We start from the raw sequence: 25,172 nt of genomic DNA on the forward strand, positions 1-25,172 counted from the left end.
ACCTTTTAGAGCAACATCCGCTAAAAGCCAGCAAACCAACCAAGATGAGAAAGGCTGCATGGAATGGCGATTTTAGGAGCGAGATTTTCTTTGGTTAAGAGATTTAACAAAGCTTAATCCCGCCCTGACCTCTTGGGCCTGTGATGAATTACAACTTTATCGGGGCAAAAGGATTTATGCGCAGATTAAAGGCGTCACTATGACACAAATGGATATAGCACAATCTCACTGACCCAATTACCGCCAAATTTGTTGCCCGTAAAACCCTGTTAAGGCATTTAGTCTTAGCAGGGTTAACCGCATAAAATATTGAGGTCTATTCAAACTGCTTCACTAATTTCGACATCCGTTCTGCCTGCCCGTGGAGATGATTTATTTCCTCGAAACATTTGAGCGCACTGTCATTAATATGTTCGGCGGTGTCGGCAATCACATGGGCAGACTCGTTAATATGGTCGACTACACTTGCTTGCTCTTCCGTTGCAGCGGCCACTTGATGATTACCCCGATTAATATCGTCAAACTTGTCTTTCACTAATTTTAATGACTCTGTTGCAGTTATCGCATCATGGGCCAAAGCAGTACTTTGCTTGGCCGCTTCGGCGATATTTTGCCGTGTAAAACCAACCGCATGCTGCAACTGCTCAATTTGCCCACGGATTTCTAATGTCGAGGATTGAGTGCGGCTCGCCAAGGTTCTCACTTCGTCCGCCACAACGGCAAAACCGCGGCCCATTTCGCCGGCTCGGGCGGCTTCTATCGCCGCATTTAATGCTAAAAGATTGGTTTGCTCAGAAATGCTGCTAATCACCTCGACCACAGAATTAATGGTTTCGGCCTGGGCGGCTAAGTCCTGCACTTTCGTTTGGGTATGATTCATCGAGGTAGATAATGACTCCATAGTGCCCGCCAGATTGATCATCACCTCACTGGTGGAGTACACATCTTTCAAGGCGGATTCGGTATCTGTGGCGATGCGATGGGCAACCGATGAAACCTCGGCGATGGTTTGCCCCATTTCATTGATCGCTGTGGCGACCTGCTCGGTTTGAGCGCGTTGGGAACTGGCGTGCTCAACCGTTTGCTGGGAGAAACTACTCAATAAACCCACACTCTGATTAATGGCCTGCTCACCGTGTTTAATCTCCTGCACTAAGGTGCCAATTTTCCCCATAATGGCATTAAATCCCTTGGCTAATTGGCCCACTTCATTGTCATAACTGTCATCTAGGCGGCGATTTAAATTCCCGCCATCCTTGGACATAGCGAGTAAACTGTCGCTTACTGCCAAAATATTTTTACTGACATTGCCCGCCAGCAAGAAAGATAAACCGATAAATAACAAGGCAATAACTAAACTAATCCCCACTGATAGGCTAATGACATCATTAATTTGGCTACTGATCTCCGCTTTGGGCATCACCCCGACTAAGGTCCAATTCATTGCCGTTAGTGTCGCTATGCCCAAATAAATCGCTTCACCCTGAAACTCAGTCGATGCAATTTGCTGCCCGCCCTGGCGGGTGTCCAACATTGCCTGTATGGGCCGATAATCGGCCATCGATGCTATGGTTTGATCGAGTAAGGATTTGTTCTTATGGGCGGCAAACTTACCTTGGGCGTCGAGCATAAACATATAACCCGATTGCCCCATATTCGCCTGATTCACTATGTCCGAAATTTTAGTCGCATCGACCCCAATACCCGCGACTGCCATTATATTGCCGCTGGGATCCCGTACCGAGACATTAATAAAGACGGTTAATTTACCTAGGCTCTCGTCGGTATCCAGTGAAGGTTCACGGTCGGGGTTACGACTCAAATAATCGTAGAACCAACGGTCACGCTCATTTTGGCGCGAAAGGGTTTTAAGTATGCCTTCATTGGTGTAATAGGTACCCGTTGGGACCGAAATCCAAAATGCGGCTATCACGCCCTCTTGGCCCATAAAACTTTTTAAATAATTGATAATATCGCCACGGGTCGCCTCACTTTCACCACTACTTTGCCATTGGCGCATAAAAGTGTTGTGGGCCAAGTCCTCCGACATAGTCAAATATTGAGTTAATTCGGTATTAATTTCCGCGGTCGCCTTACCTAATTGGGCGGGTAATAAACTGGCTTCGGTCGAGTGGTAAAACATGTTGGAAAATTGGCTAATATAAATCAGTGTTGAAAACAACATCGACAAGAATAGTGCGCTTGCCATACCGACTGCAACGACAGCCTTTATTGTTAACTTATTAAGATTAAACATGTTTACTCCAATTAGATTTTAGTTATGAGTACATTAGAGTTAATTCAGTATTTTTATTGCTATATCAAAAAGTTGAAACCGCTATCAAAATTCACTCATTTATATTACAACGGGTGGATCCGCCATCGGAACTAAGCACTCATATCCGTTGCGTATAAAGTCAGGCATAAACCCATTTCCTTAGTGTCCGCTTTAGCCCTAAAGCAAGCTCAGTCACGACCTAGTGCATTTGATGTTGCCGACGAAATGCCTCTATGATGGCGTTATCCTCACCCGCTGCCCGCATCGAGCTAATTCCCTGATTTAGAATCTCTATTAGCTTAGGATCCCAACAGGCAATTCGCAGTTAGATAGGTGAAAAAATGGGAAAAATGGTGAATTGAGGTGACTCGTGCAAGGATTTTTTGGCGATTTCATTCCAATACCAAGAGAGGATCCCTGCTTCAATCACAATAGCGTCGACCCTACCATGTAATAGCATATTCACTTGGCTAAGCTGGTTAGGCACTTCCATATAGCGAGGATTTTCTTGGGTGAAATGTAAAAAGTCGGTCCCCAGAAATTGTTTTGCATCTTGGAACCCGGCCACACTTAGGCCATTAAGATCTTCCACCGCGTTAATATTAAGGCCAGAATCGGCACGAACGGCGATCACATTGTGAAAACTGTGGTACGGCTGGCTGTAATACATGCCATTTAAGCCACTCTGGGCGTTGATAAAACAATCGACTTCTGCCTGTGATAATAACCGCAGTGAGCGATAATTGGGTGCGAGTACTAATCGCTCGAGCCTAAGCTCTGCACTATGCAGAATATTTTGCACCAATTCATATTGGATCCCATGGCGCTCATCGAGGAAATAGGGCGCGATAGTGTCACTGACAGCCATGCTGACACTCGGCAGTTTATCCGCAGCAAAAGCCAAGTTACTCAGTAGCATTAGCGAAATATAACGCCATAAACGGGGGCCATAAAAAGAAATGCCGCAATTCATTTAACTCATCCTTTTATTATCTTTATTAATAAGTTACATGATGAAAGCTTGATTCCCCCAAATGCCTCTAATAGGCTGTACTACTGAGGTTAAGCTTCTCCCTCAGATGTTATCGGGCAAATAAATGGTCACTTTTGCACCTCCCAGCACAGACTGACCTAAATGTATTTGACCTTGATGTTTCGCCACCACTCGCCTCACTATTGATAGGCCCAATTTATGATGTTTAAGCACTAATTGCGCTTGTATCTCTTCAGTGCCCCAGCCAGGTCCATCGTCTTCAACGTCGATAATGACCCCCTTAATAGTGCGATAACAACTAATGCTAACCGTCGATGTAGCGTAACGTAGTGCATTGGCTAAGAGATTATTCACCAAACGTTTCATTAAATTAGGATAACAGCTAAATTCAATCACCTCGGAAGTATCCAGCCTAATCTCAATATCATTATCACTTGGCACTAGGGCAATTTGGCCACGAATAAATTGGCTTAATTCTAAGGTGCATTTCTCATTACCCACCTCGCAATACTCATTCTCGGCCAAGGATAAATAGTCATATATATTATCTTCGATATCGCTAATATTATTGCTGAGCTGTTCGCGGGTAGCCACTATATTCTCGGCCGTCATCAGATGGCTTAAAAACTTAATCCGTGCCAGTGGGGTTTTAATATCGTGGCAGACAGTTTCAGCCACCTCGGCCTGAAATTGATTTAATTGCTCGATGTTAGCCGTCATATTTCGCAGCGACTGCGCCAATGGCGCTAAATAGGATTTAGGGCTTAAAGAGAATGCGGGAAACTTACCAAATTTAATTTCAGAGATCGCCGAGCGACGTAAAATTTCAATATCACGGAACAAATTACGGCTTAATAAAAATATCAGTAAAAATAACAATAAATAAAATACATAGGCGAGATCTAAGCCCTGGGCGAATCTGTCCGGCGGCTGCAATTTATTGATGCAGAGGATCTTGCCACCATAGGCGCTACGACAAAGCATCAATCTTTGCTGACTGTCATGCATCGCAAAAACCTCAGCGCTGAAGTTCCCAATGCTGTTAGTGCTAACACTGTTCTGATCGGCGCCCTCTTGATTATCCCCTATGTATCCCCCCCAATAACCAGCGGGATATTCAACAAAAAGCGCATCACTACAATCATTCTGGGCACTGATTTGGCACTCTAAGGGTTGACGGCTCGATTGCAGTTGCTCGACCGCTTGCAACACAAACTCGGCATCGATCACAGGAGTATCGGGCTTACCGTACCAGCGGTACACTTGCCCCAGGCTCAGCGCCAATAGCAACACTGTGACCATTAAACCGCCATTAAAACGCAGCAGCGGGCTCATCATTATCTATCCAACTCGCCATAGGATAGATAATAACCATCACCCCATGAGGTCAACACATTCCACTTGCTGTCGAGCGCCTGTAATTTTTTCCGCAGCCGTGAGGCGCGACCATCCATAGTGCGTGCAATACCATCATAGCTACGGCCTAAATGGCGCTGAAATAACCATTCACGACTCACCACAGAGCCAAATTGCTCGAGCAATGCCTCGAGTAATTGAAATTCAGCCGTAGTGAGATCTAACTTTTGCCCAGCAATTTCCGCCAGCCTGGTTTCACAATCTAGCGATAGATTAAAGCGCTCTAACTTAGTGAGTGCTGGTGCTTGCGGGGCTGTCTTAGCTAAAAAGACGTTGATTTTCGCCAGTAACAATCTGGGGTCCACTGGTTTTAATAAGTAGTCCTGTGCACCTAATGACAAACCATGGAGCTGATGCTGAATTGCCGTTTTGGCCGTCATAAATATAATCGGACATTGGGTTTGTTCACGTATGGCGGCAACAAAATCAAAACCACTTCGCCCCGGCAGCATCACATCACAGAGCATCAAATCCACCTGTTTTTGCTTTAGCACGAATTCAGCCCTATTAGCATTAGTACAACAAGTCACTAAATAACCTTCGTTCTCTAAACATAATTTGATAAGGCGAGTAAGTTCTATATCATCTTCGAGCAATAAAATATGGGCTGACATTAGAATAGACTCCAACTGAGACGACGTTGTTGCAGGGGCGGAGACTCTTTACGCATTAACTCTATCTTTTGCCGCGCTAGAATCTGGGCGCCGCTGGCATCAAGCAGCAAGAACTCCATCCCTTCATCCATCTGCACCTTTAGGCTAAACAACTCCATCTCTTGGGCGCAGAGTAAGTGTGCATCGGGTGCGTTTGCGTTAACAAGGCAGGCGGGGCTATCGAAATGCCAACGTATGGTGAGCGTCATCTCGCACACTTCATCGGCGGGGGCGATACAGACTCTGGGTAAAATCTCAAACATCACAGGCTCAGCATTAACAGCACTGCTGAGCCATAATAAATTTAAGATAAACGCCCATTTCACCATGTTTTCATCACTCCGATAAACCAAATATCCTGAGTGTTAGTGTCAAAGAGATAGCTTTTCTTAAACTCATCGGCTAACCATTCGCGGCGCCAACTGCCAATAACGCGAAGATCGACCGCAATCGACCAACTCAGCTCTAATTTAAGAGAAGGTAGCCACTGAGCGCCGGGAGAATTTAAGGCGATTTTACGGGTATCGGCCTTCCCCAAACCAAAGTAATAATTACTGTAATCGCTGTCGAGCCAACGCGCACCAAGGGTTGTCGCTATCTCCAACTTGGACACTTGGGCTAAATAACGCAGCTCATTGTTCCATTCGCTGCCATGATGAACATTGCTAATGTCACCGTGGAGGGCACTTTTAAATTGCCACTCACCAAAACGCCAAAAGATAGAGCTACCACCGAGGTAACTCAGGTGACGATCAGAGGGATGCAACATACTACTCAGCGATGTATTTGTGGGTAAAACTATTAAGAGATTACTCGCTGAAATGCCCGCTAACAGTGAGTCTTGCATTTCATCTTGACGAAATAACAGCCCATCGAAACTTTGTTTAGTGGTGATATCCCAGGAAAATGATGACGTCTCAAGCAGATTGAAACCGAGATCTAAATCTTCGATATAAAAACGATCATGATAATAGGACCAACGGGGCAATAAATAGATAGGTAAATCGTTACCGCCAAATAGTGGAGAGCTATAACGTCCAAGTCCTATGCCCACCGACATATTTCCAGCTGTAGCACTCGGCGTATCGGCAACCGCCATCGTTTGTGCTGTGAGCAGAGGGAAACTCAACAGCAAGGCAGACAATAGTCGTCGCCAATAAGTCATGCTTAGTTCACACATTAGAATACCTTATAAAAAACCCCTCGCACTTTACCAACTGGCTACATTTTTTACTATACAACAACCTTTGTCGTTACACTTTTGTACAAATAGACCCTATCTCCCTCTTTTACATGGATAGAGTATAGCCCTAGCCATACTCATTGATGGTTAAAATTACAGCAACAAATCCCGATTAACCCACGCTCACATCGAAATTCTGTTTCTTTAATTAGTCCCTGCCAAACGCCAATTTCAAGGCCGTTTCGATTCAAGCCCTATCACAACAATTTCCCCCTATAACCCGATAACCAAACACTGACACTGCTCTTGGTACAATTTCGTACAGTTATCGATATGTTTCAAATGTTAGCATTTGGTTTCGCACAGCTATATGTGCCCACAAAAAATGGAGCAAAAACCTGTAATAAAAGAGGTTACAGACTTATAGAAGCCTAGTGTTGTTGCTTATCAGAGTCGAGGTCAAACAGGTCTACTTCCGCAGAACGTCATACTTATAACAAAAATATGGAGTTTTTCATGACATCGCAACACAGATTAAAAGGGACGGCGCTAGCGGTCTTCGGGGCTTTGTACCTTGGAGTCGCCGGCCATGCCGCCGCCGAAATCGGCATGAAAAAGGCAGATAAAGGGGGGTTTTACCAGCCCACCTTCACCAATGAAGAAGTCGAAGCCTTTAACAGTCAACGCAAAGCCGATGCTAAGGGAGATGTGTTAGTCGCTCCCGGTAAACCCAACCATGTGCTGAATAAGCGTCAGCAGCAAGTGTTCAAATTTGATGATTCGATCAAGGGTGAACATACCTTTATCGTCCAATTTAATGATAAACCCGTTGCCACCTACAGCGGTGATCTAGCAGGTTTTGCCGCGACCAATCAACTGGTTGGCAAGGCTGCCAAGGACATGGGACCCCAAGCTAGCTTAGCCCCTGCAGCCCAGAGTTATCAGTCGATGCTGGCCAATAAGCAACAAGGCACTATGGCTCAGGCAAGAAGCCAAGGCGCCAACTTTGAAATATTGCGCCAGTACACCCTAGCCAACAACGCCGTTGCGCTGAAGATGACCCAAAGGGATGCCGCCATCATGGCGACCCTCCCGGGGATCAGTAAGATCACCCCTAGCCGAGTATTCCAACTCAAGACCGACCGCGGCCCAGAATTTATCCACGCCGATAGTGCTTGGGCGGGCAATACCGACTCGGGTCTAAAGGCTCAAGGTGAAGGCATAGTCGTGGGCATTATCGACACGGGGATCAACACAGATCACCCCGCGTTCGCCTCGGATGCTGAGTTTACAACCAGCCACCAAAAAATGGGGGGAGCCTTCCTCGGTGACTGCCAAGAAGATGCCAGCCTATGTAATGATAAGCTCATTGGGGTCTATTCCTACGATGTGATCACCGCAGTCTATAACGCCCCTGAATTTCAAAAATATTCTTGGCAAACCAACCAGATACGTCCACGCAATGGTGAAGACTATAACGGTCATGGTTCCCATACCGCCAGCACAGCCGCGGGTAACCGCATAGAGAATACCCCGCTGCAAGCCTCCAATGGCGAGAAAGTTAGCGATGGGGTTACTCTGCCATTCAATTTCGACCATACCTCAGGCGTAGCACCTAGGGCACATATAGTCGCCTACCAAGTGTGCTGGCCAGGCAGTGGCGACGACCCCTATGCTGGTTGCCCAGAAGAAGCGATACTCTCGGCTTTTGAAGATGCCATCAAAGACGGCGTCGATGTGATTAACTTCTCGATTGGTGGTTCCGAAAGCTTCTCTTGGGAAGACCCCATGGAACTAGCGTTCCTCGCCGCCCGTGAGGCGGGAATTTCGGTAGCCGCGGCCGCAGGTAACTCTGGCCCCTATTTTTATAGCGCAGACCATACTTCACCATGGGTAACCACAGTAGGAGCCTCGACCCATGACCGTACCTTAGATACGGGTAAAACCAGCATCACGGCGTTCGAATCTAGTGGTCCAAGCTACAGCATTCCGAAGAAGCCCATCGTAGGTAAAGGCTTTACCGATGAACTATCCGGTCAGTTTGTGTTAGCCGAAAAGTACCCAGATCCGAACCCTAGCGATGGTTATGCGGCTAAAACCTGTAACGCGCCGTTCCCAGCGGGTACCTTCACTTCAGATCAAATCGTGGTCTGTGAGCGTGGCGATATTGCCCGTGTCGACAAGGCCGTTAACGTCCAAGCTGGTGGCGCCGGTGGTCTGGTACTGCTGAACGTCAACTATAGCGATGTTACCGTGGCCGACAAATTTGTCATTCCCGGCATTAACGTCGACACCAGTGTAGGCTATAGCCTGAAAAACTGGATCAACCAGAGCAATGGTAGCGCCCGTGGCACCATCACGGCCCATGTTAATGAGTATAATTTCAATGAAGACAACGGTAACCTGCTGGCGCGTTTCAGCTCCATGGGACCAAGCCGCTTTATTGATAACTTAGTGCCGGATGTTACCGCTCCTGGGGTCAATATCTATGCCGCCAACGCCGATGATCAACCCTTCACTAATTATCCTGCCGCCAGCGACTGGACTATGATGAGCGGTACTTCCATGGCATCCCCCCATGTAGCGGGCGCCATGGCGCTACTGACTCAGTTGCATCCAGAGTGGACCCCGGCTGAAATCCAATCGGCACTGATGTTGACCGCCAACGAAGTGAAATTTCAAACTTCACCAAGCCAACCAGCTCAACCAGTACCCTATAACTTTATGGCCGGTGCCGGTTCTATTGATGTGGCCAAGGCCGATGCCACGGGTCTAGTGCTGGACGAGACAATCGACGGCTACCAGGCCGCCAACCCTAATAACGGCGGCATAGTCAACTGGCTCAACCTGCCTTCGATGGTGGACATGAACTGTGAGCAAGAGTGCAGTTGGATGCGTACCGTTAAAGCCACTAAAGATGGCAGTTGGACTGTCAGTACCGAAGTGAAGGAAGATGGCGCGACCATCACAACCTCCCCAAGTCATTTCAACCTTAAGGCCGGTGAAACCCAGAGCATTATGGTCAAGATGAGACTACCCAATATTAGCCGTCATCTGCTTGAACCAGATGATGCCAGTAGCCCATGGGAAGGTAATACTAACTACTCACTGTTTAACGGCCAGTTAAAATTGACCGAAACCTCGGGCAAATCACCCGAACTGCATATGCCAATTGTCGCCTTGTCCAACTACGATCAGCTGCCGTACTCCAAGAACATCTTGTTCAACCGAGACCAGGGTAGTGAAACCTTTGTGGTCAACACGGACAATTACAGCCAGTTCACGCCAAGGTACTACGGCCTAGTTAAGCCGGAGTTGCAAAGCTTCGAACTGCCGCTGGTCAGTCCTATGCTTAATGTTGATACCATCAAAAACGACTGGGGTCTGACCAAAGTGGTTGTCCCTGAAGGCACTAAACGCCTGATGCTCGAAGTGCAGTCTACCGAGCTTATCGGCCATGACGACAACCAAAACCCTCGCTATTCCAAGCAGAGCCCTGTATTGACCTTAGGTTTAGATGCCAATGGCAACGACGGTTTCATCCCTTCCCAGGAAGAGCTTGATGCCGATCCTTATTCCCTCGGCAATGAGTATCGCCGTGAGATGGTGTGCCAGTCTTCATCTACCTCGGTTCAAAACTTCTGTGACATTGTCGATCCTACACCTGGCACTTATTGGGTTGCCCTGACCAACGTGGGTAACACGGATAAAATATATAAGTCCACCCTAGGTATTGCCATGTTGTCCAACGACAGCGAGGCGAGCAACTTTACAGTAACGGGCCCCAGCGAACATGATGGCAACGGTAACTATGAACTGACTCTGAATTGGAATATGCCAGACGCCAAAGAAGGCGAAGTGTTCTACGGTGGCTTTGATCTAGGTAATATGCCAGGTGCCGAAGGCACGCTAGGCTTCACCTCGCTCAAACTCGTTCGCGGTCCAGATAACCTAGGCTTCAAGGTCAGTCAGGACAAGGGACGCAATATGGATGTCGTCGATATCGATATCACTATGCAGCCTAACCTTGAGTCCAATGACCGCGACTTCAGTTTCAAGCTAACCTTGCCAGAAGGTATGCGTCTCGCACCCGAGACACTTAAGACCCTCAACAACAAGAGTATTGCCGGTTTAGAAATTGATGAACATGGTCTGAGCCTTGCGGGTAATCAGCTCAGTACCCGCAATGTGCCCCGTGAATATGTGGTAACCAACAGCTTGACCTCGGCCCAGTGTCGCACACCGCTTATCGATGAGCATTCCGATGGTGGCTATATCGACCTGTTTGAGTTTGGTATGCAGCCGGAACAATCTTGGCATATAGGTACCTATAGAGATTACAATGACTTGCCTATGGACTGGCTATTCTGGGACATGGATCAAGAGCAGTTCAAACTCTATAACCAAGACAACGGCGGCTTTATTCGCATGCATGCTGTGGGTGCAATGCAGTTCAACACCAACCATTGGATGATGAACTATACTCGCGGCCCTGGCTTCCTGTATGAATCGCTCAACCCCTTCTGGCGCGGCACCTTCGAGGCCAAAAATCGCCGCCATTGGGAAGATCCATGGGGTCTGACTATTGCGGCTCAGTACGATAGTGACCGTCCAGATCTCGGCGATCTACTGTTTATGGAGTTTGACAATGTCACCGATACCCAAACAGGTGATGAGTACGACTATGAAGTTATCATGCGTCCAAATATCGATTTTAGAGACAACCGTTTCGAAATGATGTTTGCCTATGACAACCTAGGTGGCAACCTCGCTAAGGGCGCTATCTTCGTTGAAGGCTTTGACAGTGTATTCTCATCGAATGCGGGTCCGAAAGATGGCTACCTCTACTCCATGATAGGTTTTGACAACCTTGATGAAGTACTAGAAGACAATCTGGTGATCTGCTTTGACTACCAAGGTCCAGAGCAGAGCGGTATCGATCTGACCGTTAAGGCGGTTATCCAGCCAAACGCCGTTGGTAAGAATCTCGACGTGCAACTCACTCACGTTGTAGAAGGTGAACAGGAAACCACTAGCCACCACTACATTCAAGTCAACAGCGACATTAAGGTAGCAGAAATGCCTAACCTGACGGTCGCCGAAGATGGTGAATTGAGCGGTATCGAAGTCCTCTATATCGATGCTAACAAGGTGAGCAACACTGTGCTAGTGGCAGGTGAGCATGTGCAGGCCACAGTCGAAGGCAGTCGCTTCAGTCTCAAACCCGATGCTGACTTCTTCGGTGAAACCTTAGTGACAGTGACAGTGCAGGATAACGAGCATGCCAGCGATCAGACTAGCACTAGCTTTATGTTAACCGTAACCCCTGAGCAGGATGCACCTCAAGCTGCTGTTGTCCAAGCGCAAATCAGTGCTACAGAAGGCACTAGCGTCACCTTAGATGCGACGACTTCGGTCGATGTTGACGCCGATAACCTGAGCTTCGAATGGGAAGGTCCAGGCAGCATCAGCAATGCAAATAGCGCTATCGCAACTGTGACAGGCCTCAGTGTTGGCGATCACCAGTTCACTGTTACTGTGTCCGATGGTTCGAATGAAAGCAGTGCCACTGTGATGGTCAAGGTCGGTGCCGCTCCAACACAGACAACCCCTGACGAGTCTACATCTGACAGTTCAGGCGGTAGCTTAGGTTGGTTAGGGCTCATGCTACTCGCCCTAGGCGGTCTGCGTCGTAAGCACTAATCCTTAAGTTTTAAATATAAACAAAAGGCCTTGATTTCAAGGCCTTTTTATTTCTACTAGCGTCAATTGCTTAATACTAAAAGATTTATTCCTAACCCTATCTCACCCTTTGCCCTACCAAGCACTATTTAACGACTGCAAATCTTCACGGTATAAACTCAAAGAAAGGGCACTATTCAATGTTTCCAAAGAATCACAGATCACAAAAGAAACATTTTTCAAACATTTTAAACATTTTAAACATTTTAAACATTTTAAACATTTTAAACATTTTAAACATTTTAAACATTTTAAACATTTTAAACATTTTAAACATTTTAAACATTTTAAACATTTTAAACATTTTAAACACAATTAGCGCATGGTTGTTATACTTCAATCGAGTTAAAAGGAACTAACATTATATTTTTTCATTTCTTTGAAATGTAGAATTTGCGGAGTCACGTTAATGTCAAAAACTTCATTATTTATAGCTTTGCTGGCCGTCGCGGGTTCTACTTATGCCAATGCCGGTGACTTAAGCATTAAAATCGGTGGTTTTTATGCCCTGTCAGACGCTAGCATGAATGTATCTAATCCCGATATCGATGAAAGTTATACGCTCGACTTTGAATCTGATCTCGGCCTTACTGAAAATCAATTTTTGCCCTTTTTTGAGATTAATTACCAATTCTTTGAAAAACATCATATTTATCTTGATTGGAAACAACTTCACCGTAACTCAGAAATTGATGGCGTAACTCGTCCGTTTGAAATCGAAATTGACGACATTGTTTATAATGTTCAAGCGGGAGGTAAGTTAGCCACCACACTAAACATTGATATTGCTCGTATTAGTTACGGTTATGATCTTTTCCAAGGCTCTGATTACAATTTAGGTTTTTTGCTCGGATTCCATATCATGTCTATCGATACGGCATTTGAGGGGACCATAGCGGCCTGCGCCTCGACTGAACTGGTTAATAATGTGTGTAGCTCTACCCCAATTCCACGAGTTGTTGAAGAAAGTGTCACAGCACCATTACCAGATATTGGAGTGTATGGAAGTTTTGAAATGCTTCCAGGTTGGCAGTTTATTGCTCATGCTCAATATTTCTATGTAAAAGTCGATAATTTTCAAGGGTCATTGGTCGACCTCCAGGCTGGTATCGAAGCCAAGATTACTGAAAATTGGCGTATGAGTGTTGCCTACAACTACTATAAAGTGAATGTGGATATTGAGGAAAACGGTGAAAACAACGCCCCTAAAGTAACTGATTTCAACGTAAATTATAGTTTTGTTGGCCCTATGCTAGCCGTGAGTTACACTTTCTAGCGCTCAACATCCTATTAAAATAGTGAACGTCAATTCATTTCATTATTGTATAAATTGAGGGTGCTTTTTAGCACCCTCAATCATAAAACAATTTCAGCTTTATTCATCCAAATACAATCACTTACTATACTATAACCATATAAATCGCAGCTCTTTATCCGAGACAATTAAACGAGCGTTACTGTCTCTTCGGGTAAATGCTCTGGACTGACAGGTTTAGAAAACAGATAACCTTGGAAGTGCGGGCAATGCTGTTGCTTCAAAAACATAAATTGGGCTTCGGTTTCAACACCTTCGGCGACCACATCGAGTCCCAAACTGCTCGCTAAGGAAAGAATCGTCTTAACTTTGCAGCATCTTAAATCCGTACCTAAAATCCTCCTAAAGCTCAAAGACAGTACACTGAATACCCACCTTCGCAGAAGTGGCAATATAAAACAGCAATGCCCTTTAGCCTGATTGGGATTGCATAATAAAACGCTTAGATTTAGTGCCTATTTTATTAAGGGATATAGGGATTTAGGGTGCAGTCCTTTGGGATGGTACTAGAGTGATAGTGAAACTTAGGGGCTATAAGCTGAGGAGAGATAGTACGGCTTAGAAGAGTACAGTTTAGGAGAAATAGTGTGACTGAAGGAATCGTGCTTAACACTTTATCGCAGCAATAAAAAACGGGCCCCAAAGGACCCGTTTTGGCTACCAAGTGACCCGAAGTTTCGCTTCGGGGATCGGCTTATTTCAGTGTACGGCGACGTACCATAGCCACAGGTGCTAGCAGCAGTGCCAACCAGCCTAGAGCACCGCCAGAGCTTTCTTTAGCAGGTTCTGCAGTTGGAGGCGCAGGGAAGGTACAGCTGCCATCATCTTTGTTAGCAGCGGCATCGTAGTTAGTCGCTGTAGAATCGGTACAGCCTAACTCTTCGCCGTCAGAATTCACGGTCAACATGAAAGAACGTACCGCTTTGTCTGTGCTATTCACACTGTCAGCCACAGTCACCATCACTTCCGTTTCACCGTGCCAGTTTGCATCAGGTGTAATAGTCACACTTGAACCGGCACTATGATCACCAACAACGGCAGTAATATGCTCCCCACTGACTGAAATCACGTTAGGATTAGCGTCAATGTCGGCGTAGGCCACTGTGATATCAAAGGACTCATTTTCATCGACAGCAACATCGTTAAAGTCAGCTAAAGTGATATTGCCTGCAACCTGGATTGGATTTGCAATCACAGTCTGCCCCATACCACTCACATCACTGGTGAAGTCCATGTTCAGCGTTTGACCAGCTGCAGTCTCGGCAACACGTACTTGGAAGCTCACATCAAACTGAGTCGCTTCTGGGCCAGTGTAGTCGTAACAAATCACTTTATTACGCTTAACCACGTCTTTCAGACCATTATATGCGGCGCTGATACCCGTTTCTTGACCATAGGGCCAGCCAAAGATATCCAATGGGCCGTAGTTGCCATGTAGACCAATAGAGCCATAGTCATCTTGATCGGCAAAGTCCATGTCACCATAGGCCATCACAATCTCAAACTCGCCTTCGCCATATCGGTAGGTCTTGTTTAGGATAAGATCGAAAGTATAGCGATCATCGTATTCCACACCTGTCGGAGTCGTCCCAAACCAATTGGCTTCAAGGCCTTGAGTGCGAGCATTGATCCATTCGATAATAACTTCATCACCAGTGAAACCATACGTAATACCTGAACCTTTCCACGGCTCAATCATATTCTGTACCAATGGTGCTCCTAGCGCATCTACAGGTAAAGAGAAGCCCGAAGAACCACTCGAATAACCACGCCAGAACGGTGCGATAAAGGGTCCATAGGGATTCATGTAGTATGGGAAGGGCTGGCTAAGATAGTGGCTCGTTGCGCCCCAATCTGGACCAAAAGTCACAAAGCCCTGGGGTGAGATAATAAAGCGATCATATTTAGTATATGCCTCGTTATTAAACAAGTTCATATGACCTTCATCACCCCACAAATCCGCTAAATGTACTTCAAACGGATTGGTGTACACCCACTGACCCGAGGCATTATCATAATTCCAATCTCCGTCAGCATCGGCCATAGTGCCGCCAATCGTCGGTACAAAACCATAGTTTTCAGCTAAACCAACGAAACCACCTTGGTTGCGACCATAGTTTGGTACGCGGCACTGAGCATTGGTTTCACTGTCGGTCACGTTATAGGTGCGCATCCAATTAGTAGAATCCTGCTGCACACCCGCAACGCGAATGGTGTTACCCTCAACGGTTAAGTTAGCCTGCTGTGCTGGGTTGCTAACCTTGAGTGAACCAGGCACTAAGGTTAATCCCGCGGGGATCACTGTGCTTAAGTCAATATCCCTATCTGCACCGGAGTTGTTCTCAACCACATGGACGCTAACATCGACGATATCACCGCCGCGCACGGTTTGATTGTTATTGACACTCACATCATCCACCCCACGTTCGAGTCGAACTGGGATGAAGCCTACGCTGCCAGGTGCCACGCTGCTGCCAATATCGACACCGGCATAGGCCACTTCACCTTCGGCCAGATCTGATAAATTCCAGTTCAGATCTAATGCGATTGGATTACCATCGGTAATGGCAGGGCCTGTTACCGTCAAACCATTTTCGCCTTCGGGTACCACAGCCACGGCGACTTTATAACTATCGACGAGATCTTCTGCGGTAATGCCCTTATTACCATATGGATCAGGCCCAGTCTCCTCATCCCAATCGCTCATATCGTAGGATGTATTTGCCAGCATCACCCAGTATTGGCCTGCATCAGGGTTGGTTAGGCTGCAATAATTCAGTTCAATTTGAGTCGTCGATGAACAAATCCACTCATCGTCAAAATCAGCCTCACCATTGCCATTAAAATCGCGGCCAATATGGATAGCCAATCTACCATCAAGATTTCCTAGCAAATCAAACCATCCTGGCCCATCGGTATGCGCTAACACTTCGACCACAAATCTCGCAGTACCCTCTGGTATATTAATCAGTGAAGTTTGCGCATGTCCGCGCTCATTTTTACCATCGGAGTAAATCGGAATATGATTCACATCTTGTGGTAAGGTAACCTCTCTAATTTCAGCCTTTACTGGGCCATGGCCACGGTATACCACATCATTACTGGCCGCCAACGGTAAATTGGCGACTCGATAACTACCATTGTCACGGTGCACAGTTACATTTACAGCTTCTGGTAAATCTTGACGATCAAAGTTAATTGATACTGGCCAATGTGACTTAGGAATAGAGGCATCTGTCGATGTCAAATTCACATTAGTCCACAGCTCTACCCCTTCTAGACTGTCGCCAGAGCCCTGCAATTTAGAATCATACTGGTATTGCACATCTGTGATATCAGCCTTGATGACTATGCTCTGGCTTTGGCCCGCTTTAAGACTGAAACTGGCTGGGAAAAATTCCATCTTGACATTATGCATGTCAATTTCGCCCTCAAAAGTCGAGGTCCAGCGGTCATAAGACCAAGAATCAGAGCTTAATGTCCAGCTACCATCACGGGTAGCCGTCACGGTACGAACCCAAGAACACTGTCCACCGCGGCAATTGCTGTTTACCAGCTGTGGCAGGTTGAGCTGACGTACATCGCCACCTTTATGCGGATTGGCTAAACTGAAATTGGCAGCGGTTTCATCCATGATAAGGCCCGCATCAACTGCGGCCTTAACATCAACACGGCCGGCACCTGCGCGGTGTTGGGTGGCAGGATGCCCCTCTGGCAAATAGCTTGGTTCGACGTCACGTCTAACGGTTTGTGACGCTGTCATCTCCAGCGCCGACTGCACCTCTGCCGCAGTCCAATTTGGATGCGCTTGGCGAACTAACGCCATAGAACCAGCAATATGCGGGCTCGCCATCGATGTGCCGCTAATCATGCTCCAGTCCTGTGACATTGCAGAACCAGGGTTCAACGGATGCTGATCGGCATAGGGCGCTAATATATTTACCCCAGGTGCGGCAATATTCGGTGCTAAATGGTGACTGTAGGTCGTAGATGGGCCAAGGGAGGAGAAGTCTGCCAATATATCACCTGCAGCGGGGTCAATAACCCGTGCAACTGAGCCGCCAGTGATACTGATAGTGTGTTCAGTCGCACCATCATTCAACCAGTTAAGGATGTTGTTACCCGCATTGTTGGTAACATGAATACCTGGTAAAGGGTATGCATCATCATAAACTTGTTGCTCTTCAGCCGTAATACCTGAGTACCACTGCTCGTTATACAGAATAAACCCACCAGCGCCCCCCGCCAGCACATTATATGCCTTGGAGACGCGTGCATTCTCTCCGCGCTTACAGATAACGATTTGATCACTGGTAAAAGTGCCAGGTGCAAATTCATTCAAACACTTTTCATCACCGAAATCGGCGGCGACCACTGGTGTACCATTGGCAATGCTACTCGTTGAATAACCCGCAATATCATCACCCCAGCTTGAATTCGGATCGATATACAGATAGGGGGGATTATTACCGCCAGTAAAGGAGAGCAGATTCTGGGTAATATCCATTACACGATCGTGAGTGCTCGCTGCTACAACCATAGTCCAAGGGGATGTATGTCCCAGACTACCAAAGAAAGTGTTGTTGGCATCGCCACCTGAGTTACCGGCAGCCACTGCGACTGAAATCCCCGCTTCACGCGCCGCGAGTATGGCCAGTTCTACCGAGTCATCCCATGGGAACCGTTCACCGCCACCGATAGAAAAGTTAATCACATCGACATTATCTTCGATGGCTTGCTCGTAGGCTTTTAGCATTGCCTCTTCGGGACAGCCTTCTAAACCACAGGCTTGATAGGCAATGATATTGGCATGAGGTGCGACACCAGAGGCGGACTCAAAGTTAAAGCCCATAGGAACGCCATCACCATCACCAATAGAACTGGCAAGTAATGGTACATTTTCAATATAGTTACCCGCTGCTGTACCTGCGGTATGACTGCCGTGGCCTTGATAGTCTTCACCGGTTGCAGGTGCTAATCCTTGGTACTCATCGGTAATCACGGGCCAGCTATACACGCCGATCAACTTGTCATTACAAGTTAATTTTCCCGTGGCGCAATCGCCAAGATAGTTACCTTCACCCAATGGGTTCGTATGATCGTAACCATCACCACCTTTGTCAGCAAAAGCCACATGATCTGTATTAATACCCGTATCGATAATACCGACAACAATACCCTCACCCTTTTGTGGCAAGTTTACCGAGGTATTACCGGCCCACACTTGATCGGCACCAATGAAAGCGGGGCCGCGATCGGTCTGGATCTGTTGCATGGTCGAACGATGAATAAATTCAACCTGGGGCAAACTGGCCAATTTCTTAGCTTGTGCCTGGGTCATTGAGATTGAGAACCCATTAAGTGCATTGGTAAAGTTAGCGCGGGCGTTCGAACTGACACCTATCGCTTTAGCTTGCTGCACCACGGAATCTTGTTTGGACATCAAGTAGTTTTTATAACTCGCCACCCGCGATTGCTTAAGCCCTTCAATATCGGCTTGAGCCACATTGATTTGCTGAGATTGGCGGCTCGATTTAGTGCTAGCAGCACTACTCGCTTGTTGAACCAACTCTTCCTTAATCGCGCTTTTTGCAGTGGCTTGATAACCCTTAACACGACCATCATAAGTCGCAATAGGCAAATCTTTAAGACGCACGATATAAACATCTTCACCGGTACGCTCGGGTTCGGCTATAAACTTATTGCGACTGGATGCGGCATTTATTTGTTGGTTTACGCCCCCAGGAATAGCGCTATGTCTGCCCTGTTGTTGTGGTTTATTGCTGCTCGTGCCTTTGACACGATTAATCAACTCTGCGGGGATATGCTTTAATGCCCCCTGCGAGCCAACGGCACTTGCCGTCAAAGATGGGGTAACGGGCCGCGCCTCAATTGAGACAGCCATGCCCGCACCATAAAGTGCGGCTAAGGTGGCCACGGTTAAGGATTTTAATTTCATTATGTTCTCCTGACGGGCGTAAATTTAGAGGTTATAGTTGCCCAACCGCATTAGCCTACGTCATAAATCGAACACAAACTGTCCAAAAGTGTACACACCATTAACAAGCTTAATACCTATTTAAAATCTAAAGACAACAGTATCCGTACAGACTCGACGATATGAAATAGCGATGACGACGGGTAGGGACAAGGCAGAAATGGCGCATCTGCACATAATCCCTAGTAATGGCACAAAAATAAGCAGAGGTGAGTTAACAATACGAGTATTGCCTGTAGATTAGACAGCTACACTTTCATCTTCGGGTAAATGCTCTGGACTGACAGGTTTAGAAAACAGATAACCTTGGAAGTGCGGGCAATGCTGTTGCTTCAAAAACATAAATTGGGCTTCGGTTTCAACACCTTCGGCGACCACATCGAGTCCCAGACTGCTCGCTAAGGAAAGAATCGTCTTAACGACGCTGGCATCTTCAGGGCTCTGAAGCATACGGTCGACAAACGAACGGTCAATCTTAAGGGTGTTGATCGGCAGCTTAGTGAGATAATTTAGCGAGGAATAACCAGTACCAAAGTCATCTAGGGAGAATCTAATTCCCAGCGCTTTAAGCTCCGCCATCGCTAAGGTGGTATTTTTAATGTCGTCCTGCAACATGCTCTCAGTGATCTCCAGCTGTAAGCTCGCTGGTGAAATGGCATATTGATTTACGGTGGCAACGACAGAGGCAACAAAATTTTCCCGTTGCAACTGTTTAGCACTCACATTAACCGCGACCACCCAATGTTTGCGTGTTGGATGTGAACGCCAATCATGGATTTGTTTACATGCCGTACTCAGCACCCATTGGCCTATATCCAAGATCAGCGTGCTTTCTTCTGCCAGTGGAATAAACACCTCAGGGGAAATAGGGCCTAAACTAGGGCTATGCCAACGGACTAAGGCTTCGACACCTTTAATCCTATTATTAGCGTTAACTACCGGCTGATAATGTAGTGAGAGTTCATCCCGTTCAATGGCGGTTTTTAATTCCCTAAGTGTTTCATTACGACGGTCCATAGCCCTTTGCAGCACAGGATCAAAAAAGGTCACACAATTACGCCCATTAGCCTTAGATTGATATAGTGCGATATCGGCTTGCTTGAGTATCTCGGAGGGACTTTCAACGTCGTTGCTAAAAATACTGACCCCTATACTGGCGGAAGTTCTAACAAGCTTGCCACTGAGTTGGTATGGCTCGGCGAGGAAGGTGCAAATATTTTGGGCCATTTGCAGTAGATATCCCAGCGTTTGCGCTTGGCTCTCCCCTAACTCTGTCAGCAAGAGCACAAACTCATCCCCACCGAGTCTGGCACAATTAACCGCCGAGTTAGTAAACTGCTGAATGCGATGCGCCACTTGTTTCAGCAAATCATCACCAATCCCATGGCCGAATGAATCATTGATATCTTTAAAGTTATCAAGGTCCAATAGCATGAGTGCATGAAAACTCACCCCTGCTTTAGCGCTGCACAACTCGCCGATTTTCTCTTGAAGAAAGCGGCGGTTTGGTAACCCGGTTAAGTCATCGAACAGGGCGAGCCGTTTCGCCTCTTGCTCTGCTAATTTTTGCTCAGTGATATCCGCTCGGATGGCGATATATTGCAGAATTTTACCTTGCTCGCCGACAAAGGGCACAATAGTCGTGCTAACCCAATACAGGGATCCCTCTTTGGCACGATTGCACACCTCACCATGCCAAAATTGACCCCGGCTAATGGTTTGCCACATTTCCTTAAAAAAGGCAGGTGCATGATAGCCTGAGTTGATAACTCTATGGGTTTTACCTATTAACTCCTGGCGCGAATAGCCAGAGATACTGCAAAATTTATCATTGACCGAAGTGATAACCCCTTTGGCGTCGGTAAAAGCCACGATCGCGTGTTCGTCCAAGGCGGTTCTAAGCTCTTCCATTTCCTTCATCGCCAGTCGTTTTTCATTTTCGGCGACGACTTTCGTGGTGATATCGCTGACCAAACACAGCACTGAATCTATCCTGCCATCGGCTTGTTGTTCAGGAACGGCCTTTACCATGCAATAGGCCGTTGTACCGTCGGGCTTTATCACGCAGTGTTCAAACTCGATCGCCTGCCCGGTAAACGCTAACGCCATATCTTGCCGGCAACTATCACCAAAATCCGCAAGAAAGTTATTTGGGATATGAGCATCGGGCAGAGATCCCTGCATCGTATCGGAAAAGTCCGCCATAAAGCGGTTGATATAGCGGTAATCAAACGAGGGATCGAAGCGAATGACCCCGATCGGCAAATTGCTCAAAATGGTATCGAGTTCACGCTCATTCCTAGCGGAGCGCATCTCTGCCATATGGAGCTGGTTATAGGGTTTTTCCAGCTCCGTCCAAAAAATACTCTTATAAATCAATAATGCTGAGGTTATCTTTAAGATATGGCCGACAAAAAGTGACATATCGCTGGCGGCGACATACCCCGTAAGACTGAGCGAGCAAAGCGCCATGCTGTAAGCCGATGCGGCAAATAGTAAATGCTGGGATAACCGAGTCCTGTAATACTGAACCAAGAACCATCCTGTCAGTAGGGCATTGCCCAAAAACAATAGGTATTCGCAGTTTTTCTTAAATGAGGTTACACCAACGCCCGGTACAAAGGTTTCGGGGAAGAGTGGCAGATAATACGACCCCACATACATCACCACTAAACTAACCAAGAGTCCCATCAGCGCCCACAGGGCCTTAGTACCCCGTAAACGGACTTTCACAGCGATTAAAATAAAGGTTATCAGTTCGATATAGCGGGCGGCCAACCAAAAAAATATCGATTTAGGTGTCGAACTTTCGGAAAGAAAGTTGGGCATCCCCGCATAGGAAATGGCATGAATAAAATCTAACAGTGCCACCGCGGTAAAACCGATAATAATGGTATTAGTGTAATAACTTTGCGCTTTATGAAGGGGTTGCAATACGATCACAACACAGGAAGCAAATACAAAGATGGACAGTAATTCAATACTCAAGTGCGAAATAATATAGCTGTCGCGGTTAAAGCCATTAAAGGATGTACCTAGGGGAGAGATAGCAAATCCAAATAGAATCAAAGTGACAGCAAGAAAAGTTACATTCCTTATATTCATCAATCTAACTTCGCTCATCGATTCACCATCTATCTCACTCGAATATGCATCATATAAAAACAGGGATTGTTACCTACGAAAACGCACAACCAGCTCATGCAAATCATCAGAGATATTAAGCAGTGTACTTATTGCCTGTGCTGTATCTTTGGCGCTCTCGGCACTCTGTGTGGCTAAATCCGAAATGCTAACGACTTGACGGTTGATGTCTTCGGCAACATGTGCTTGCTCCTCAACCGCCGATGCCATCTGAGTAGACATATCCGCAATTTGGCGCACAGCCGCAGAAATACCACTTAACATTTGTGCATTATCCAATACTTTATCCAAACCTTCAGCTGCCGCCTGTGTACCGAGATCGGCAGTTAAAACCGCATCTTGTGCACTTTTTGTCAGCCCACTAACGATAGTATAAATCTCATGGGTTGATTCTTGGGTACGCTTAGCTAAGTTTCTGACTTCATCGGCAACCACGGCAAAACCGCGCCCCTGTTCACCCGCACGAGCCGCCTCTATCGCAGCATTAAGCGCGAGTAAATTCGTTTGCTCGGCGATTTGTTCGATCATTTGCGCTGCAGTCGCGATTCTCTTAGTTTCATCGGCGACTTCGGATACCGAGCGGCTAATAGCCTCAACCGTATCCTTTAATTTCTCAATTGATGAGCGAGTGAGATCTGCAACTTGATTACCCTGTACGGCCAACGCACTGGCAGTATCGGCATGGGTTGCCGTTTCGCTAACATGCTTAGCCACCTCAGAAATAGTCATCGTCATTTCGTTCATTGCGGTGGCGACTTGAAGAGTCTCAGATTGTTGACGTTCAATATCGGCAGAGGTTTTTTGAGTAAGTTTATCCCCAATCCTAGATTCTCTAGCAACATTTTCTGCGGCATTTTCTATCCGAGTAATAACAGTATTCATATGAGCCTATTGGCTTATAATACCGACTTTGAGCAGGCCTAAATCTAATGGGTCATCAGTATAACTCTTTGCCGCTAGTGGATGACTAAAACTTTTACTCAGTAAACCTTGTAAAGAGTTCTGGGTCGATTTTTTTTCTTTATATACCCACAATGCAAAGATCAGTGGACAGACAATTGCAACAGCAAAACCAATCTGAGTATTGCCAAGCATATGCAGTAGCAGCGACATCGCTAACATAACGACAAGCAGCAGGTATCCAATCCATGATGGAATCTGTTTCGCCTCGGTTTTACCTTGTTTGAGACGTGAATACAGTTTTTCCGCACGTTCTACATCTTGTCTCTTTGGACAACTACGGACAGACTCAAAGCCCACGATTTTACCACGCTCGGTCACTGGCGTGACATAAGCGTCAACCCAATAAAAATCCCCATTTTTGCGGCGATTCTTCACTAATCCCATCCAGGGTTTGCCATTTTTCAGATAGCTCCACATTATTCTAAATGCTTCTGGCGGCATATCCGGATGGCGCACTATATTGTGGGGCTGACCTATTAGCTCATGTTTTTCAAACCCACTAATATCAACAAAGGCATCATTACAATCCGTAATATTGCCATTGAGATCAGTGACTGAAATCAGATGGATTTTACTATCAAAGGTTTTTTCTATTAGGCTGACTGGTTGATTATTTCGCATTCTGCAACCTTATGAGTTTTTATAGGAGTGAAGTGGTGATAACAGCTTAATTATAGATAACATCTTAATTATTTATCAGTTTTAGTTAATATAACTTAAGGATGATAAATCATATAAACGTGAGGAAATGTACAAAAGTGTGTAAATCACTTATGCCCTAGCGCTTTGTAGTGGCACACTGAATTTGGCCACCGAGTAAGAAATGTTATGCTCCCCTCATAACCCATTTAGGTGACAACATGAATAAAAGTAAACGTGCACGATATAGCGCCGCCATTAAGCTCGAAACCGCTCAACTAGTTGTTGATCAAGGCTACACAAGAAGCAGCGGCAAAAGCCATGAACGTGGGTAAATCGACGGTCAGTAAGTGGGTAACACAGTTTCAAATTGAGCGCCAAGGGCTTGCTCCTAAAACTTCACCCATGACACCTGAGCAGATTGAAATCAGGGCACTTAAACGTGAAATTGAACGGATTAATCTCGAGAAAGAAATCCTAAAAATACCCTATTTCAGTGTTATGCCACGTATTCAACGTGAACCGGAGCAGTTAACGGTTGTGGAAATATCAAATCACTCAGAGCATGAGCCGTCGCGGTAACTGCTGGAATAATGTACCAATGGAGCGATTTAAAAACGGAATGGCTCCCGACACAAGGCTACAAGAGCTTTAGTGAAGCTAAACAAGATGTGACTGATTACATCATTGGTTATTACTGTGAAGTCAGGCCACATCATTACAATGCAGGATTGAGCCCAAATGAATCAGAGCGACGATTTTGGGAAGATTCTAAAGTTGTGGCCAAATTTAGTTGACCATTACATAAACCGATTGAAATATCCGATTGCTTTAGAACCGCGCCGAA

The 25,172-nt window shown here is 46.3% G+C and carries 13 protein-coding genes and 1 pseudogene; 3 read left to right on the top strand and 11 right to left on the bottom strand.

Annotation, left to right across the window (positions count from 1 at the left end):
- Positions 1-316: 316 nt before the first annotated feature.
- The 6 genes from MJO46_RS08140 to MJO46_RS08165 all read right to left on the bottom strand — a co-directional run bounded on the left by MJO46_RS08140 (position 317) and on the right by MJO46_RS08165 (position 6,521).
- Complete coding sequence (locus tag MJO46_RS08140) at positions 317-2,257, bottom strand: methyl-accepting chemotaxis protein (protein WP_253988896.1); 1,941 nt, start codon at positions 2,255-2,257, stop codon at positions 317-319.
- A gap of 346 nt (positions 2,258-2,603) precedes the next feature.
- Positions 2,604-3,251 (bottom strand): ABC transporter substrate-binding protein, encoded by a 648-nt coding sequence (locus tag MJO46_RS08145; protein WP_253988897.1) that lies wholly within the window; start codon positions 3,249-3,251, stop codon positions 2,604-2,606.
- Between the two features lie 102 nt (positions 3,252-3,353).
- Entirely contained in the window at positions 3,354-4,610 is a 1,257-nt protein-coding gene (locus MJO46_RS08150) for a sensor histidine kinase KdpD (protein WP_253988898.1), read from the bottom strand.
- Positions 4,610-5,302 (bottom strand): response regulator transcription factor, encoded by a 693-nt coding sequence (locus MJO46_RS08155; RefSeq protein WP_253988899.1) that lies wholly within the window; start codon positions 5,300-5,302, stop codon positions 4,610-4,612. The genes MJO46_RS08150 and MJO46_RS08155 overlap by 1 nt, the downstream gene beginning before the upstream one ends.
- Positions 5,302-5,670, bottom strand: coding sequence for a DUF3019 domain-containing protein (locus MJO46_RS08160; RefSeq protein ID WP_253988900.1), 369 nt, complete (start codon positions 5,668-5,670; stop codon positions 5,302-5,304). Before MJO46_RS08160 ends, MJO46_RS08155 begins: the two co-directional genes overlap by 1 nt.
- Positions 5,664-6,521 carry a MipA/OmpV family protein gene (locus MJO46_RS08165; protein WP_253988901.1) on the bottom strand — a complete coding sequence of 286 codons (858 nt, stop codon included), beginning with the start codon at positions 6,519-6,521 and terminating at the stop codon, positions 5,664-5,666. The genes MJO46_RS08160 and MJO46_RS08165 overlap by 7 nt, the downstream gene beginning before the upstream one ends.
- A 519-nt stretch (positions 6,522-7,040) precedes the next feature.
- Between MJO46_RS08165 and MJO46_RS08170 the strand changes: the two genes are divergently transcribed.
- Positions 7,041-12,227, top strand: a complete 5,187-nt coding sequence (locus tag MJO46_RS08170) for a S8 family serine peptidase (RefSeq protein ID WP_253988902.1) — start codon at positions 7,041-7,043, stop codon at positions 12,225-12,227.
- Positions 12,228-12,675: 448 nt separating this feature from the next.
- Positions 12,676-13,542, top strand: coding sequence for a DUF481 domain-containing protein (locus tag MJO46_RS08175; RefSeq protein ID WP_253988903.1), 867 nt, complete (start codon positions 12,676-12,678; stop codon positions 13,540-13,542).
- 167 nt (positions 13,543-13,709) lie between these two features.
- On the opposite strand, the gene MJO46_RS08180 is transcribed toward MJO46_RS08175, so the two are convergent.
- From MJO46_RS08180 to MJO46_RS19980, 5 genes are all read right to left on the bottom strand, one after another.
- Positions 13,710-13,934, bottom strand: coding sequence for an EAL domain-containing protein (locus MJO46_RS08180; protein ID WP_253988904.1), 225 nt, complete (start codon positions 13,932-13,934; stop codon positions 13,710-13,712).
- 341 nt (positions 13,935-14,275) lie between these two features.
- Complete coding sequence (locus MJO46_RS08185; protein WP_253988905.1) at positions 14,276-19,540, bottom strand: S8 family serine peptidase; 5,265 nt, start codon at positions 19,538-19,540, stop codon at positions 14,276-14,278.
- A 279-nt stretch (positions 19,541-19,819) separates the two neighbouring features.
- Entirely contained in the window at positions 19,820-22,684 is a 2,865-nt protein-coding gene (locus MJO46_RS08190) for an EAL domain-containing protein (RefSeq protein WP_253988906.1), read from the bottom strand.
- A gap of 69 nt (positions 22,685-22,753) precedes the next feature.
- Positions 22,754-23,605 carry a methyl-accepting chemotaxis protein gene (locus tag MJO46_RS19975; RefSeq protein ID WP_367880912.1) on the bottom strand — a complete coding sequence of 284 codons (852 nt, stop codon included), beginning with the start codon at positions 23,603-23,605 and terminating at the stop codon, positions 22,754-22,756.
- A 6-nt stretch (positions 23,606-23,611) separates the two neighbouring features.
- Positions 23,612-24,307, bottom strand: a complete 696-nt coding sequence (locus MJO46_RS19980; RefSeq protein WP_367880913.1) for a PAS domain-containing protein — start codon at positions 24,305-24,307, stop codon at positions 23,612-23,614.
- A 239-nt stretch (positions 24,308-24,546) separates the two neighbouring features.
- Between MJO46_RS19980 and MJO46_RS08200 the strand changes: the two are divergent.
- Positions 24,547-25,122 (top strand): annotated as a pseudogene (locus MJO46_RS08200) (transposase).
- Positions 25,123-25,172 lie beyond the last annotated feature (50 nt).

The organism is Shewanella sp. KJ2020 (assembly GCF_024197625.1).
In the GTDB taxonomy this organism is placed as follows: domain Bacteria; phylum Pseudomonadota; class Gammaproteobacteria; order Enterobacterales; family Shewanellaceae; genus Shewanella.

Bases quoted from the DNA above. Each gene is read 5' to 3' on its own strand.
- MJO46_RS08165 (WP_253988901.1), bottom strand. From the start codon at position 6,521: ATGTGTGAACTAAGCATGACTTATTGGCGACGACTATTGTCTGCCTTG.
- MJO46_RS08190 (WP_253988906.1), bottom strand. From the start codon at position 22,684: ATGAATATAAGGAATGTAACTTTTCTTGCTGTCACTTTGATTCTATTT.
- MJO46_RS08140 (WP_253988896.1), bottom strand. From the start codon at position 2,257: ATGTTTAATCTTAATAAGTTAACAATAAAGGCTGTCGTTGCAGTCGGT.
- MJO46_RS08170 (WP_253988902.1), top strand. From the start codon at position 7,041: ATGACATCGCAACACAGATTAAAAGGGACGGCGCTAGCGGTCTTCGGG.
- MJO46_RS19975 (WP_367880912.1), bottom strand. From the start codon at position 23,605: ATGAATACTGTTATTACTCGGATAGAAAATGCCGCAGAAAATGTTGCT.
- MJO46_RS08145 (WP_253988897.1), bottom strand. From the start codon at position 3,251: ATGAATTGCGGCATTTCTTTTTATGGCCCCCGTTTATGGCGTTATATT.
- MJO46_RS08185 (WP_253988905.1), bottom strand. From the start codon at position 19,540: ATGAAATTAAAATCCTTAACCGTGGCCACCTTAGCCGCACTTTATGGT.
- MJO46_RS08150 (WP_253988898.1), bottom strand. From the start codon at position 4,610: ATGATGAGCCCGCTGCTGCGTTTTAATGGCGGTTTAATGGTCACAGTG.
- MJO46_RS08160 (WP_253988900.1), bottom strand. From the start codon at position 5,670: ATGGTGAAATGGGCGTTTATCTTAAATTTATTATGGCTCAGCAGTGCT.
- MJO46_RS08155 (WP_253988899.1), bottom strand. From the start codon at position 5,302: ATGTCAGCCCATATTTTATTGCTCGAAGATGATATAGAACTTACTCGC.
- MJO46_RS08175 (WP_253988903.1), top strand. From the start codon at position 12,676: ATGTCAAAAACTTCATTATTTATAGCTTTGCTGGCCGTCGCGGGTTCT.
- MJO46_RS19980 (WP_367880913.1), bottom strand. From the start codon at position 24,307: ATGCGAAATAATCAACCAGTCAGCCTAATAGAAAAAACCTTTGATAGT.